We start from the raw sequence: 13,917 nt of genomic DNA on the forward strand, positions 1-13,917 counted from the left end.
CTATTTTTCCACAAAATGCTCCATTCTCCTGCCCGGATTATCGGTATCAAAAACCACATAATGGACGATTCCCTTATAGGGATCCTGACCGGGATTGACGCATATGGTGGAGCCGATCTCGTCACGATAGCTGCCAGTCATGGCCGGGGATTCGTGAATGTGGCCATGAAGAGAAAGGGCCGGCTGTGTCTTTTCTATGAACTCCCGAACAGCCAGCGAACCTACATGCTTCCCAAGCATCATCTTGTCCAGGCTCGTTTCAATGGGTGGGCAATGGGCAACAAGGATTGAAACGCCCTTTTTCTGTTTCTCGGCGAGTGGCGCCATCTCTTCTTCCAGCGTGGGCAGAACACTTAAGACAGGATCGTCCTCAAACTTGAAATATTCGAGTTTCATTTCCTCGCCGGTCACTACACCGTTCAAGAGCCGCATTTTGGCGGGCAATATTCCCGACCGCTTGTCCCACCGCTCGAAATCCTTGAGCGGAAACGGAGAGATATCCACACAGTTGTAGCCCGATAGCAGGAGACCCGGTTCCAGTTCAGCGGATTTCAGGTGCAGATATTCGATAATATCGCCGTCTCGATCCGCAAACAGTTTTTCAGCTGCCCTGGAATCGTCATTTCCCATGATGAAAAAGATACGCGTCCGAGGACGCTTGAGCCGGAACTGTTCCAGCAAAGGGAACAGTGTATTCCGGTGCCAGTCCACCTGGTGCTGGACAAACTTGCCGTCCCGGAAGTTCTTGGGTGCCAGATCTCCACCAAAAATAATCGCACCACAATCACGGCGGTGAGCCGCAGCAAGCACAGCCTCATAGTGTTTCATCGAACCGTGAAGATCGCTGATATAGGCTACCCGCATCAAAATTATCCCGGCAAATTGATGCCGTACCGTCGCGTCCATGTGCCATCAAAAGCAAAATAGGTAGGATCATCATAAAGGCATAGGTCCACACGGCAAACCGGATCTGCATTGCCTTTGAGAAACGACTCGCATGCATCGATAATGATTTCCGACGCCTCGACTTTGGGAAATCCGAAGATGCCAGTGGAAACCGCCGGAAACACAATGCTTTCCAGTTTTTCCTCGCGGGCCAGTTTCAGGCCGGAATAAATTGCTGATCGGAGCTTTTCGGATTCACTGCCTTCGCCCCACTGAGGGCCTACCACATGTATGACTCTTCTGGCGGGCAGACTGCCCGCCCCGGTGGATCGCGCCCCGCCAACAGGCACAGGCCCGTATATCTGCACCGAACGTGTGGATTCATCCTGGACTTCGCGGCCGCCGTTGCGAACGATCTGGGCGGCCACCCCACCTCCATGCGCCAAATTCGAGTTGGCCGCGTTCACTATGGCATCGGCCGGCACATGGCAGATATCGCCATTCAGGAGCCTGAGTCCCCGTCCAGCGACTGTTACCGTCCGCATTACCCGGTATGGAGTTTCCCGTGGCACCAACCACTGAGGATACCGGTACGAGCGGCAGGTTCAACCAGCACGGCCGCGGGGCGATTGGGATTTCCTGCGCTGCCCTATGCCGACGCTTCCCAGTTCTCGAACTTGAGGATATCGAGTTCCTGGAACCGCTGGCGGAGGTCGCCGGTGAGCAGGCCAATACGCCGCAGGTTCGGAACTATCTTGGAAAAAAGCATCTTGCGGAATTCCCGCATCGCGGGAGAGTTCATGGATAGATCCAGGCACCGGTCCACGTCGAAACCCATCTTCTGCCACACTTCGAGCCCGTTAAACCGGTCACGCATCAGGACACAGGCTTCGTAGGCAAAATCCTGCCGTTCCTTGAACTCCTTTTCGCTCATCTGGTCGTAAAGGCCCCTGAGACTCATCACGCCGAAGGCTACATGCCGAGCCTCATCCAGCATGACGTGCTTGGTTAAATCCTTGATGAGCGGTTCCTTGGAGAAATTATGCATGAAGTTGAACGCAGCCAGGGCCAGTCCCTCGACCATGATCTGCATGCCGAGATATTTCATGTCCCAGCGTGAATCAGCGAGGATCAGGTCGAGAAGCGTCTTGAGATGTGGATTGACCGGGTATTCCATCTCCACCTTGTCTCGAAGGTATTTGTCATAAACTTCTACATGACGCGCCTCGTCCATCACCTGCGTGGCCGCGTAATACTTGGCATCAATCCACGGAACCGCGTCTACAATCTGTGCCGTTGCAAGCAGGGCTCCCTGCTCACCATGCAAAAATTGCGATAATGTCCATGACTGGAATTCGTGCCGAAGGCGTCGGATGTCTCGCTCGTTCAGTTTCTTCCACATGTCAGTGCCATAGATAGCGATCTGGGCATCGGGCATGTTCTCGGCTTCAGGATCCACGTCGATTCCCCAATTCAGTTCTGTTTGACCGTTCCATTGCCCCTGCTTGGCCTTCTCATAAAGGCTGCGGAGATCTTCGCGCTGGGTATCGTAGTTCCAGGTATACAGCGTATCGAACTTGGTCTCGACATGGTCGAGCGCTTGACCAAGATTTCGTGGCAGCGGCTGGGACATGACGTGAATCCTCCTGAACCTGTATATGGTTCGGGGCCGGATGACCCGCCTCCAATACGGTCCGCATTGTCGCCGACCGTTCGGTCGGGGAGGATGATCCAGATCAGTTTTTGATGCGGGTGAGCAGAAATAACCAGGATAAATGATGTCGATATTCTTGGGTTATACCGAGAGAGATCATCCCTACAACTTTCTCCACAAACGGCGTAACAAGCTGGGTTTGTCCTCGTGAATTTCGACTTCGCTGGAATAGGGTAGCAGCGCCCCGAAAGTTGCTCGTTGAGCTTCAAACACCGCCAGGGCCTCATTCCAACTCGATGTTCGTCCGGTGGCTCCAAGTCGGCATTGAGCCTGGGGGTCGAAAATCAGTGCTTCCAGCCGGACGGCCAGATGGCGAGCCACCTTACCCGCCAGCTCAAAACCGTCACGCCCGGTTTCCAGCCCGGTCCGGATTACCACAGTCGTAAGCGGTCCCCCTTCCCCCGATTCATGGCCGGTGACGACCTGCACCTCAAAAATGGTTCCATCGGCAAGCGTCGCCTGCACGTCATAGCCGTTGGCCGTGGGAAGCGAATCAGGAAACCGTTTCATGGCATCCTTCACCGCTGCTGGCGAAAGCGGTTCGAGACAGCTCTCCTCTCCGAGCTCACCGCGAAAGACGTAAAGATCGTACGGAATGGAGCGGGGGCGTTTGGGGAAAACAGGCATACACGAAGCGCAAGAATGACCGGCGAAAAGGCCAAGAGGAACCCCCGCCCCGGATTTGCCTCCTTTCCTCCAGCGGCTATGGTCACGCACGATGAATGTGCTCGTACTGGGAAGTGGTGGACGCGAACATGCCCTGGCGTGGAGGCTGCAGCAGGGGCCAAAGGGCCGAAAAGTGGTCTGTGCTCCCGGAAACCCTGGAATCGCGCAAGATGTAGAAACCACCACATTCGATATTCTGGATCCGGCGCAGGTTGTCGAGGCAGCAAAAACGCAGGGAGCAGATCTCGTAATTATAGGTCCTGAGGCTCCGCTTGTTGCCGGCGTGGCTGATGCCCTCCTTGAAGCTGATATCCCTGTATTCGGGCCAAGTCAGTGGGCCGCACAACTTGAGTCGAGCAAGTCGTTCGCCAAGAAAATCTTCAATGACAACAAGATACCAACGGCGCGGGGAGAGACGTTCACCACCGCCAAAGAAGCCCTTAACTACCTGGACGATCTGGGCTTCAACTGCGTCATCAAGGCCGACGGGCTGGCTGCCGGCAAAGGAGTGATTCTCTGCGACACGCAGGAGGACGCCATCATTGCTATTGACCGGATTATGACGCGCAGGGAATTTGGGGATGCCGGTGCGAAAATCGTGATCGAGGAAAAGCTTGCGGGCGAGGAGGTAAGCGTATTCGCGCTTACTGACGGCGAGCGTATTCTCATGCTTCCCACGGCTCAGGACCACAAGCGCGTCTTCGATGACGACGAAGGTCCCAATACTGGCGGCATGGGAGCCTATGGACCCGCACCGGTACTCGACAACAAGAGCCTGAAGAAGGTTGTCGAAAAAATTCTTGAGCCTACCGTGAAGGCGATGGCCCGAGGTGGGCATCCTTACCGGGGTGTTCTTTATGCCGGGCTGATGGTGACCGAAGATGGCCCGAAAATTCTTGAGTACAACTGCCGGTTCGGCGACCCCGAGTGCCAGGTGCTGATGATGTTACTGGATGAAGACCTCGCACCGCTGCTCCATGCCTGCGCCACCGGTAAAGTTGAACCGGGACGGGCGCCGAAATTGTATAAGGGTGCCGCTGCTTGCGTGGTAATGGCTTCCGGGGGGTATCCAGACAAGTTCAAAAAGAGCCTCGCCATTACCGGGATTCCTGCTGGCGAACCGGATCTCAAGGTTTTTCATGCCGGCACGGCAATAAAAGATGGCAGGCTCGTTACCAACGGTGGCAGGGTTCTAGGTGTCACCGCACGTGGTGCAGACCTGCGGGAAGCACTCAAGACCGCCTACAATGCTTGCGGGCAAATCACATGGGACGGTGTGCATTACCGCAAGGACATCGGACGAAAGGGCCTTAAACGGCTGGGGTTGATCTAGTAGCGATATGAGCAAGCAAATACTGGTCGCAATCGATTTTACACCAATCACCACACATCTTATCCAAGAAGCCGTTCGGCTAGCCGAACCTGGCCGTGCAAAGGTCCGGCTCATTCATGTTGTCGGCAAAGATACCATGACGCTCTGGTTCGACCGGATGACGGAGTTCACCGTCTTTGGTGCGCCCGAACAGACGATGCTGGAGCAGATGCGGATGAAGCTAGCTGACCGGGCTGACGAGCTGATCGCCCAGCTTGCGAAAGATTTTTCCAAGCCAGATGTCGAGGTCACAGGACGGGTGGCCAAGGGAAGTGTTGTGGATGAAGTGGTGAAAGAGGCAAAGGCAATCCGTGCCGATCTACTCATCTGCGCTGCCCACCAGCACGAAAGCCTGAGTCATACACTGCTAGGCAGCGTTGCCTCCAAGCTGGCTGAAAAGGCGCCCTGCTCAGTCATGGTGGTCCGCCAGCCCGCGGACACCGTGAGAGACTGAAAGTTCATGGCCAGCTACCGCGTACGTCCCTATGATCCGGACCGCGATATAGACGCTTGCGCCCGGGTGCAGGTGTCGGCCTTCGGTCACAACCACTGGCCCTTCTGGCGAAAGGCGCACTCTCGGCTTGCCCGGGATTTTGTGGCCTTTATGGGCGGGCTTGGAAACCTGAACCTCGTTGCCGAGGAGATGGAATCTGGCCGCGTGTCAGGCTTTGTGTTTGCCGCCTCCCCCCTAGATAGCCGCTCGCTCCTGAATGCTTCTGGCAAGATTATAAAACTGCTCGGATTTGGAATGATCGGGCTTCCCGGCTGGAAGAGCATCGCTTTCCGCCATGCCCGGCGGTTCATTTCGGCAATGTCCAGGCTGATGCGTGAGCATCCTTCATATGATCCACACACGGAAATACTGGAATTTGCGGTTCATGAGGAGGCACAGGGCAAAGGTGTGGGCCGCATGCTGATGAATTCGGCCGTAAGAGAACTCGCTCGGCGGGGGGCAAAACAGATCGTCCTAATGACTGACTCAACGATGAGCTGGCGGTTTTACGAACGCTATGGGTACAAACGGGTGCGCGACGTGGATTTTGGGAACGCCTATGAACTTGCCACCGGCTCACTCTCGGAGCATGGTTACTCCTATGAACTGGATATTCCAGACAAAATGAACGCCTTGCAGCGCGAGGGCCGAGCAGCCTAGATTTCCCTTACCAGTTTACTTCGCTCACGTCGCCACTGACGGCCCCAAAGTCCCTTTTCTGACCGGTAACCGAAACCAAGGACCATCGGGATATCCCACTTGTCACCGGATAGCCCTACCAGCTTGCCAACACGTACCGCATCCATCCCTTCCATCGGGCAGGAATCAAATCCCTTGGCGACGGCCGCGAGCATGATATTCTCGCATGCAAGGGCGGTACTCTTCACTGCCCAAACCCGCATGTCGGTATCAGACACCGGAGCACGGGGAACCGGACGGAACAACCCGGTAGCCGTCAGCGTAATATTACGAACTGCGCCGTAAATGCTAAGAGGCCCCTGATTGTACATCGTTTGAGCGAGCCGCTCGTAATAAATCATTACCGGTTTAGGAATTCCCTGTTCCTGGCGGAGCCACTCAACATACTCCTTTCGGCAGTCATTCCACTGATCCCAGCGGGCCACGCAAACAACCAGCTCTTTAGCTGTCTTTGCCGCATTCTGCTTGAAGCAGGCTTCAACCAGTTTCTGCTTCTTCTCGGGAGACCGGACCCAGTAAAATTCAAACGGCTGCAGATTCGAGCTGTTCGGTGCGATAAGCCCCATATCAAGAATGTCGTTCATGTCCTTTTCAGAAATGGACCGGTCGGAGAACTTCCGGACGCTACGCCGACGCCGGGTAACGGTCTCGAAGTTATTCCAGGATCCCTCGTAGTGCAGATCCGAAATCTCAGGCGTAGTCAGAGATGCGGGCATGAGACACCCTCCTCAAGAATAGGTCGCGATAAACTGCCAAAGCGGTTCTCCGCGCCAACGGGATGCTATCCCATCAAGATGCGAACTGTGAACCAGATTCGGACAGAGAGTTGACAGGTCCACAATTTAGACTTAGTCTAAATCCAGAATGGATGCAGAGGTCAAGCTTACCAGCGCCGGTATCCAGCCCTCTGCTCAACGGCTGGCCGTGGCATCGTTCGTCCTGTTTACGGACACCCATCCTTCTGCCGAACAGGTCTGGGAAAAAGCCCAAAAAATACTCCCCATGATCTCCCGGGCGACTGTCTACAACACGCTCAACCTGTTTGTGAAGAAGGGGATTCTCAAGGAACTTGTGCTGGCCGAAGGGAGATCGGTTTACGATCCCAAAACCGGCCCTCATCACCATTTCATCGACGAAAGCACCGGCAGTATTCACGATATCCCGTGGGAGTCACTGGATGTGAGACATGTCGATGAATTGACCGGTTTCGATATTTGTGAATACCAGGTGGTACTGAAGGGCCGGCGCCACCGAAGCTGGAAGAAATAGTTACAAGAGAAATTTCTCCCATAATTAGACTTGGTCTAATTATGGGTTCCATCTCAGTTCCACAACGTCACCTGCCTCCCGGTTGAACCGCAAGCGGGAAATGCCGTCTTCCAATTCAATTACCTGATCGGCGAGATTCAGCAGGCGCGGATTGTGGGTAATGGTAATGAGCGTTTTCTTCCCCTTGAGTTCCTTGAGAAGTGATACCACTCGATCTTCGTTCTCACGGTCCAGAAACACACCGGGCTCATCAAGAATCGCTACCGGGGAATCTGATACGAGCAACCGGGCAAATGCCATCCGCTCTTTCTCGCCGCCGGAAAAGGCGGATGGATCCAGTTCCTTGTCGAGATCAATTGCCCCTACCCGGCCGTCCAGACCTACCTGAACAAGAGCTGCACGAATGTCTTCGTCGGAAACTTCGGGAGCGGAAAGCCGGAAATTCTCCCGCAGGGTGAGCCCCAGCACTATTGGCTCTTGTGTGAGCAGCACGAACAAGCGCCGACGCGAGGCAGGAGTAATCTGATTCAGCGGGATTCCGTCGACCTGCAGGTCGCCACGGAAACCTGCCAAAAGACCCGTCAATACCCGCACCAGCGTCGTTTTCCCACTACCTGACGGACCTGTGACGGCAGTCCATGAGCCTGGTCCGATTACAGCCGATACGTTTTTAAAAACTGGCCGGTCCTGCCGGTAACCGGCGACAAGCCCTGCAAATTCAATCTGGGGCGGTGATTTCCATGTCCTACTAAAGGTTTCCGGTTCCCGCAGGCTCGGTTCTGGCAATCGAGAAAGTGCTTCTAGCCCCGGCGCAAGTCCGATACCGGCCGAGAAAAACCCGGTCATTGCACCAAGCAGGAACCAAAGCGCCGGAATCAGGCCCATCTGCTCCCGGCTGAGACCCTCACCGGGAAGTATCCATAAGGCTCCAACCAGAGCGGCGAGGCGCAATGCCTCACCAATGCCTGTAGCAAGCACGCCATAGCCAGCCACCGGTGCGGAACGTAGCTCGAGTTCACGGGATCTTTTCGCCAGTGCCTTCAGTACGGCGTCACCACCCGGCACAGCATGAAGAAGTTCCGCCCCACGGGCGGCTTCGCCAAACAAAGATGCAAGATGTGCCTCGCTTTCACTTCGAAGGCGTGCACGGCGAGCCAATAATCCACCAATAGCCCACGCCAGTGCGGTTGCGGGGAGTGCCATTAGCAATGCTCCCGCAGCCAATACGGCTGCCCCATGCCAGATGAGAAAGCCACTCAAGCCGGCGACAAGCAACGGTGAAGCGACGAATGCCCGCGGGATTGATGCAATCGCCGAAGCCGCACGTTCGCCATCGCGAAGCAGTTTTTGTACCAGCTCGCCAGCCCCTGTTCCGCTACCACGGGGTTGATCCAGAAACTCGGAGATGGCCTGCTCCCTGAGGTCTGCAGCGATACCATGCTCAAGGCGGTTGCGAGCCATCGCCTGCCCCCATCGGACAGTTATGAGCAGCGTGAGGAGCAGTATGAGCGAAAATATATTCTGAAAATCCGGAGCCCTGCCACCTGAGAGCAGCACAACCGACTCAGCACTTAAAGCCAGCACAACGGCCGTTGCCCACAGATCCGCTCCTCCGGCAAGAAATAGCGTCCGGCGGTGTGCTGCCAGCAACTGTAGCGTTCGTTTCAGGATACGGGCTACCTTTGCCATGCCCGTCATGTCCGGCTCCAGCGGCCAGTTCCTTCAGCCCGGACAGCACCCTCTGCGTCCAGCTTGTCCAGATGGCCCTTCATGACCTGAGCAGCCAGGGGCCTTATCCTCTCTCCGATAGTATTCCCATAAATGCGCTCAACCAGTTCTGCTATTGATGCGGGGCTGTCTTTCAGTACATCCAGTATCTGTCTTTCTCGCATCATTCGATGGTCGTAATATTCCGTCACTTTGGCTTGCGGATCGGACACGAGCGGCCCGTGGCCTCCTCGGATCTCTTTCAGGTCCAGTCCACGGAGTTTTTCCAGCGACCGCATGTATTCTGCAATTGAACCGTGCGGCGGACCGACCCAGGACGTCCCCTCACCGATCACATGATCGCCAGTAAACAGGACACCCCGTTCCTCCAGCAAAAAGCAGGTGTGTCCCATTGTATGCCCTGGTGTTCCTACAGCGCGCACAGGAATCCCTGCACCGGTTTCTATAATCAGGCCATCGGAAAGCTCCCGGTCTATTTCATCTTTCTTCACGAATGGACCGACATTCACTTCATATGGATGTGCCCACAGCGTTGCACCGGTTTCACGGCGGATACGGGCGGCCGATTCGGCATGATCCGGATGAAAATGAGTAACAAGAATATCGGTCAGCGTGAGCCCGCGAAGCTCCTCCGCAATCAGCATCCGTGCCTGCTCATGATCATAACAGCCATCAACCAGAACTGCCTGCCTGCCCCGGACCAGCAGATAAATGTTATTGGTTTGCTCTGGCTTGAAAGCGGTCTTTCGGCCCTCGATCTCCAATGTTCGGATTTCCATATCCATGCTGACCGGGAAGCTAGCCGGTTCCGGTATCAAAAGCCGGGGTGCCCACAAGGGGATGAATTTTTCATTGTCCCGCGGTCAGAAGCCGGGGTATAGTTAATTATACGGTCGGAGGTGGGTCATGGATCGCAGCGCACTTCGGGAGAAAATCAAGGAACTGGAACCCAAAACACCCGTCACGGTTCCGATGGATGCATCCATCGGACGGGTGATCGGCATCATGCAGGAACGCAAGTTTGGAGCCGTTCTGGTAGTGGATGGTCATAACAAGCTGGCTGGCATCTTTACCGAGCGGGATGTGCTCAACAAGGTTGTTGGCCACAATGTTAACCTGGAGCAGTCCAAGGTCAGCCAGCTGATGACGCCAAACCCGGCCGCACTTTCAATGGACCACTCAATAGCTTTTGCAATGAACAAGATGTCAGTGGGAGGTTACCGGCACGTTCCGATCGTCGATACCGACCACCGCCCAGTAGGTATTGTGTCGGTCAAAGATGTGGTAAATTTTATCGTTGAACATTATCCCCAGGAAATCCTGAACCTGCCGCCAGAACCGGGAGCCGCGTTTCGTAGTCAGCACGGCGGCTGAGCTAATCTACAATTTCGTTCGTCCTGTCCGAAGCGCCTCGCCTATATCACGGGCGCAATTGCCGGCAATGGTGTCGATATCGGCTTCATCAAACGGTGGTTCCACCGTGCACCGGAAATCTGCCTCTGGGACGTCCGTTGTGACGACAATATCGTTTCCGTCGCAGAAGACGAGCGATGCCTCTCCACCGCCAGCCGAGGGAACCCGTGTGCCCCGCAATTCGGCAGCCAGTATCCGCTTGAACTGGTCCCGCGCCCATTCATTCGCCATCACCTGCTCCCGGCAAAGCCGTCCCGGCTTTTCACCTTTTTTTATTGATACCAGACGGTACCCTTGCCAAGGTGTTTTTGGCGTCGAAGCGGGGATATCAGCCGCCACACGAGGCATTACCCCGCGCATGATGTATTGCGAAACGGCGGTTGGGTCCATTCCGCCAGGACCGCGCCCCTGGAATTTCCGGTCCCAGATACCGTGGGTAGCGCCACAGGCGACAGGGGGAGCGGGATCCGGTGCTGGATTTTCCTTTGAGCCAGCGGCAGCGCCCAAACACCAGTATACGGCGGCCGCGTAATGGAAGCGCCAGGCATCTTCACCCTGCCTGGTTTTTTCTTCGAGCTTTTCCCCCACACGGTAATACAGCAGAACATCCATCGTGAGATCGTAGTAGGAGAGTGTTTCCGGCTTCGCAGGTTCCCCTCCCAGCACCAAAAAGCGCTGTCCCCGGTTCATATTTTCGCTCTTGAGCAGCACAACAGCCGGCATACAATGGCTGGACTCATCCGGCTTCGAGCTGATGGCCCGGCAAACCGGAAAATAACGGGCCTTTTCTGCACCTGACAGGGTCAAAGGAATCGCCAGAATGGCCAATGCCATCGGTATTGTCCGAAGAGAACTCATTTCGCTTAAATGCCCGTTTGAAGCCACGTGGTCAAACCCGGTAATTTGTATGACAGGCGTTTTCCCGCTCTCCAGGCTCGGCTAAGTTGCGAACAACCAGCTTTCGTTTTCTGAAGGAGCCCGCAGCCATGAGCACTGACGGATTTCATGAACTGACAATCCGGAATGTTATCCCTATTGGGCCCGATCTTGTCCAGGTCACGATAGCGACGACGGGAACCTCCCTTGAGGCCGTTCAGCACAAGCCGGGACAGTATGTACGAATGGCAGCGGGGGAGGAGAAGCCCTCCTATTTCGCCATTGCATCGGGCCCAGGGGAAAAGGGCCAGTTTGTTTTCGTTCTGAAACGCGGATCAGCCGTCGTAGACCGTATCGTCGCTGGTAGTAACGGGAGCAAAGTCCGTTGCTCTGGGCCGGAAGGAAATGGCTATCCAATGGATAAGCTGACGCCGTCCGATAACTTGTGGCTGCTGGCCATGGGAACCGGCATCACACCGATTCGGCCGGTGATCGAATATCTGCTTGCGAACCCCGGGCGCGTGAAGGAAATCCATCTCTATTTTGGCTGCCGGGATCGCGGAGTAATTCCATTCGCCGCTGACCTGGAGCGCTGGGAGGAAGCCGGTGTGAAGGTTCGGCTGGTTATTTCCAGCGAAATGAAAATCCATGTCCAGCAGCAATTTGCAAAGGACCATCCGAAAGCTTCGGGGATTATTTTTGCCTGCGGAAACAAGGAGATGATTGCGGAGGTGAAAGCTGCTGCCGATGCCTGCGGCATCGGCGCGGCAAATGTTTTCCAGAACTTCTAGGTTGTCCAGCCCAATTCCGGTGTCATTGTCTGTCATCTCCTTCGTTTATTATGTTGGCCGCATATCAAAGGGGCCCGTCATGGCACGAATATCCTTATTGATCCTGTTTTTATTACCGGGCTGCGGCGACAGCCCATGCGGAAAGGCTTGCGGCGTCGACCGGGGCTTTGAACGAAATGGTGTCTGCTTTTGTGAAACATCCGATGGCCGGATCTACGGCCCGGTACCTAAACCGGCAGGACTTGATGATTCCGGACATGATGACGACGCAATCTTCACCACTGAACATCAATCCTGCATTACCCCAAAGCCTGCAGCCACGCAGCACTGCTCACTTTCACCCGAACCTTAGCATTCAGTTACGGTCTTTCCGGGGCGTCCGGTTTCGCAGCACCAATATTTCGTTCCAGTGGTCTGGCATGCTTTCGAACCGGACAGCCACGTCCGGACGGCCGTCATTCTCGAAATCGGCAAGGGTAATATCATAGCTTCCCTTCAGCTTTCTGAACTGTGCTTCATCACCGGAAGTGAATATCTTTCCTTTCTCCGATCGTGAAGCCAGCACCGAATAACGGTCCACACCGGAGTTTGTAAGCATGTCGTTCCATCCGTCCCCGTTAAAATCGGCGAACACGGGTTTCAGTCCCAACCCTGAATCGAGACGGTCGAGCTGGTAGCCCTTCGAAACGCTCCCGCTATCGCTCCTTTTCGCCGGAAATGTTCCGTCAGGATTCTGCAGGTAAACCCAGAGCTGGGGACTGATGGAACTGGCGGCAATGGCCTTCACAATGGTCCACAGGTTGAACTTGACGAACAGGAACGCGATGTCGAGCCGTCCATCCCCGTTCACGTCCACGATCAGTGGCATCTCTATCCAGAACGGCAGGTCAACCGAAAAGTCCGGTTTGCCGGGCGCAAATTTTCCGTTCCGGTTGTAGTAGACACGGGTCCGGTGAAGCAGGTCGAGATTCTTCAGGCTCGTCTGGTCGGTGCGGGAAACCACAATGTCGGTCAAACCATCGGCGTTCAGATCGGCCGCCTCAATCCGGAAAATCGTTGCGGGCTTGCTGCGACGGTCAATATCATCCCAAGTGTACAGTTCGAAGTCGAATTCGACCGGTTTTTCGCCAAAACTGCCGTCCGGTTTCTGAACGAATACCAGCGCCCGGTCGTCATAAAGGGTAAAAATATCAGACTTCCCGTCCCCATTCAGTTCGCCCAGACGAATCTGGGGTAGCCGGTAGGTTGTAATTCCCGACGTGGTTTCGATCCGCTTGAACATGAACACGCCCTCTGCCCATGTCTCGATTTCGGCCTTGAGCGGCAGCGCAAGCGTCGCCGCCACCTCTGCCATTTCCGCCATCGCTGCAAGCCGGAGCAGAAGCGACTGGCGTCCGAGTGGAAGCAAAAGCTCATTCACACCGTCGCTGTTGACATCAATGAGCAGCTCCAGCCGGGTCAGGTTCTTCCGGTCGGTGGTCAAAAGCCACGACGGCCCTTCGTACACTCTGACTGGTGCAGAGGGCTCACCCTTGTGGAATTCTACCAGCTCAATGCCGTCGGCCGAGAAATAAACGAGCTGGGGGATTTTCGAGCCCGACCGGAACCTGCCCACATCATAAGCCGCCACATGACTGGGTACCGCCCAGGTGCGCGCTGGAACAGGCTGAAAGCCTTCCTTTGAATTCAGGAAAAGAGCAAGCCGCTTTTCGACAGCCGGTTTCCTTTCGTCTTTCACGCTGTAAGAGGCGATAACATCGTCAAGCCCATCGCCATCCAGATCAGCCACGGCGAAATTCCGCACTTCGCCTGGTGCCGTAAGAACGCTTGATTCCAGCGTGATACCTTCGTCTGTCTGGCTTCCGGTCACTGCAGATAGTGCCTTCAGCTCCGGCTGGGCCCCCGCATTCACGGCGAGCAATAACATCACGGCACACACCGTTGCGGTAGTTCTGGTCATACTGAAAATACCCTTCCTGCCCGGAAACCGTAGCCGGAAACCGGCTGGATA

Annotated in this window: 15 protein-coding genes; 6 read left to right on the forward strand and 9 right to left on the reverse strand. The window is 55.4% G+C overall.

All coding sequences use genetic code 11. The features are described 5' to 3' along the window. From KIT79_02365 to KIT79_02380, 4 genes are all read right to left on the reverse strand, one after another. Positions 1-864, reverse strand: a complete 864-nt coding sequence (locus KIT79_02365; GenBank protein MCW5828137.1) for a metallophosphoesterase family protein — start codon at positions 862-864, stop codon at positions 1-3. Between the two features lie 5 nt (positions 865-869). Further along, positions 870-1,430, reverse strand: coding sequence for a macro domain-containing protein (locus KIT79_02370; protein MCW5828138.1), 561 nt, complete (start codon positions 1,428-1,430; stop codon positions 870-872). Between the two features lie 104 nt (positions 1,431-1,534). Further along, positions 1,535-2,518: a ferritin-like domain-containing protein gene (locus KIT79_02375; GenBank protein ID MCW5828139.1), complete on the reverse strand. Its 984-nt coding sequence runs from the start codon at positions 2,516-2,518 to the stop codon at positions 1,535-1,537. A 183-nt stretch (positions 2,519-2,701) separates the two neighbouring features. After that, positions 2,702-3,109: a hypothetical protein gene (locus tag KIT79_02380; GenBank protein ID MCW5828140.1), complete on the reverse strand. Its 408-nt coding sequence runs from the start codon at positions 3,107-3,109 to the stop codon at positions 2,702-2,704. A gap of 208 nt (positions 3,110-3,317) precedes the next feature. Here KIT79_02380 and purD point away from each other — a divergent pair, with 208 nt between their 5' ends. Genes purD through KIT79_02395 form a run of 3 tightly spaced genes read left to right on the forward strand, consistent with a single transcriptional unit; the run spans position 3,318 to position 5,790 of the window. Then, complete coding sequence (purD, locus tag KIT79_02385; GenBank protein ID MCW5828141.1) at positions 3,318-4,598, forward strand: phosphoribosylamine--glycine ligase; 1,281 nt, start codon at positions 3,318-3,320, stop codon at positions 4,596-4,598. Between the two features lie 7 nt (positions 4,599-4,605). Then, positions 4,606-5,091 (forward strand): universal stress protein, encoded by a 486-nt coding sequence (locus KIT79_02390; GenBank protein MCW5828142.1) that lies wholly within the window; start codon positions 4,606-4,608, stop codon positions 5,089-5,091. Positions 5,092-5,097: 6 nt separating this feature from the next. Next, positions 5,098-5,790, forward strand: coding sequence for a GNAT family N-acetyltransferase (locus KIT79_02395; GenBank protein ID MCW5828143.1), 693 nt, complete (start codon positions 5,098-5,100; stop codon positions 5,788-5,790). On the opposite strand, the gene KIT79_02400 is transcribed toward KIT79_02395, so the two are convergent. After that, on the reverse strand, positions 5,787-6,545 hold the full coding sequence (locus tag KIT79_02400; GenBank protein ID MCW5828144.1) for a nitroreductase family protein: 759 nt from the start codon (positions 6,543-6,545) through the stop codon (positions 5,787-5,789). The two genes, KIT79_02395 and KIT79_02400, sit on opposite strands and share 4 nt — an antisense overlap. A 148-nt stretch (positions 6,546-6,693) precedes the next feature. On the opposite strand from KIT79_02400, the gene KIT79_02405 reads away from it, so the two are divergent. Next, the gene (locus tag KIT79_02405) at positions 6,694-7,098 is read left to right on the forward strand and encodes a transcriptional repressor (GenBank protein MCW5828145.1); all 405 of its coding nucleotides are present in this window, start codon (positions 6,694-6,696) and stop codon (positions 7,096-7,098) included. 39 nt (positions 7,099-7,137) lie between these two features. On the opposite strand, the gene KIT79_02410 is transcribed toward KIT79_02405, so the two are convergent. Both KIT79_02410 and KIT79_02415 read right to left on the reverse strand, forming a co-directional pair. Further along, positions 7,138-8,796, reverse strand: a complete 1,659-nt coding sequence (locus tag KIT79_02410; protein ID MCW5828146.1) for an ABC transporter ATP-binding protein — start codon at positions 8,794-8,796, stop codon at positions 7,138-7,140. Next, a complete protein-coding gene (locus KIT79_02415) occupies positions 8,793-9,611 on the reverse strand; it encodes an MBL fold metallo-hydrolase (protein ID MCW5828147.1) in 819 nt (272 codons plus the stop codon). The genes KIT79_02410 and KIT79_02415 overlap by 4 nt, the downstream gene beginning before the upstream one ends. Before the next feature lie 121 nt (positions 9,612-9,732). Between KIT79_02415 and KIT79_02420 the strand changes: the two genes are divergently transcribed. Continuing rightward, positions 9,733-10,200 (forward strand): CBS domain-containing protein, encoded by a 468-nt coding sequence (locus tag KIT79_02420; protein MCW5828148.1) that lies wholly within the window; start codon positions 9,733-9,735, stop codon positions 10,198-10,200. A gap of 6 nt (positions 10,201-10,206) precedes the next feature. Here the strand turns inward: KIT79_02420 and KIT79_02425 are convergent, their stop codons facing one another. Further along, the gene (locus KIT79_02425) at positions 10,207-10,962 is read right to left on the reverse strand and encodes a hypothetical protein (protein ID MCW5828149.1); all 756 of its coding nucleotides are present in this window, start codon (positions 10,960-10,962) and stop codon (positions 10,207-10,209) included. Between the two features lie 569 nt (positions 10,963-11,531). On the opposite strand from KIT79_02425, the gene KIT79_02430 reads away from it, so the two are divergent. Next, entirely contained in the window at positions 11,532-11,906 is a 375-nt protein-coding gene (locus KIT79_02430) for a hypothetical protein (GenBank protein ID MCW5828150.1), read from the forward strand. 355 nt (positions 11,907-12,261) lie between these two features. Here the strand turns inward: KIT79_02430 and KIT79_02435 are convergent, their stop codons facing one another. Next, positions 12,262-13,866, reverse strand: coding sequence for a VCBS repeat-containing protein (locus KIT79_02435; GenBank protein ID MCW5828151.1), 1,605 nt, complete (start codon positions 13,864-13,866; stop codon positions 12,262-12,264). Positions 13,867-13,917: the final 51 nt, after the last annotated feature.

The sequence above is a fragment of the Deltaproteobacteria bacterium genome (genome assembly GCA_026129095.1).
GTDB lineage: Bacteria > JAGRBM01 > JAGRBM01 > JAGRBM01 > JAHCIT01 > JAHCIT01.

Coding starts and splice junctions, on each gene's coding strand:
- KIT79_02365 (MCW5828137.1), bottom strand. CDS start 864: ATGCGGGTAGCCTATATCAGCGATCTTCACGGTTCGATGAAACACTAT.
- KIT79_02370 (MCW5828138.1), bottom strand. CDS start 1,430: ATGCGGACGGTAACAGTCGCTGGACGGGGACTCAGGCTCCTGAATGGC.
- KIT79_02375 (MCW5828139.1), bottom strand. CDS start 2,518: ATGTCCCAGCCGCTGCCACGAAATCTTGGTCAAGCGCTCGACCATGTC.
- KIT79_02380 (MCW5828140.1), bottom strand. CDS start 3,109: ATGAAACGGTTTCCTGATTCGCTTCCCACGGCCAACGGCTATGACGTG.
- purD (MCW5828141.1), top strand. CDS start 3,318: ATGAATGTGCTCGTACTGGGAAGTGGTGGACGCGAACATGCCCTGGCG.
- KIT79_02390 (MCW5828142.1), top strand. CDS start 4,606: ATGAGCAAGCAAATACTGGTCGCAATCGATTTTACACCAATCACCACA.
- KIT79_02395 (MCW5828143.1), top strand. CDS start 5,098: ATGGCCAGCTACCGCGTACGTCCCTATGATCCGGACCGCGATATAGAC.
- KIT79_02400 (MCW5828144.1), bottom strand. CDS start 6,545: ATGCCCGCATCTCTGACTACGCCTGAGATTTCGGATCTGCACTACGAG.
- KIT79_02405 (MCW5828145.1), top strand. CDS start 6,694: ATGGATGCAGAGGTCAAGCTTACCAGCGCCGGTATCCAGCCCTCTGCT.
- KIT79_02410 (MCW5828146.1), bottom strand. CDS start 8,796: ATGACGGGCATGGCAAAGGTAGCCCGTATCCTGAAACGAACGCTACAG.
- KIT79_02415 (MCW5828147.1), bottom strand. CDS start 9,611: ATGGATATGGAAATCCGAACATTGGAGATCGAGGGCCGAAAGACCGCT.
- KIT79_02420 (MCW5828148.1), top strand. CDS start 9,733: ATGGATCGCAGCGCACTTCGGGAGAAAATCAAGGAACTGGAACCCAAA.
- KIT79_02425 (MCW5828149.1), bottom strand. CDS start 10,962: ATGCCGGCTGTTGTGCTGCTCAAGAGCGAAAATATGAACCGGGGACAG.
- KIT79_02430 (MCW5828150.1), top strand. CDS start 11,532: ATGGATAAGCTGACGCCGTCCGATAACTTGTGGCTGCTGGCCATGGGA.
- KIT79_02435 (MCW5828151.1), bottom strand. CDS start 13,866: ATGACCAGAACTACCGCAACGGTGTGTGCCGTGATGTTATTGCTCGCC.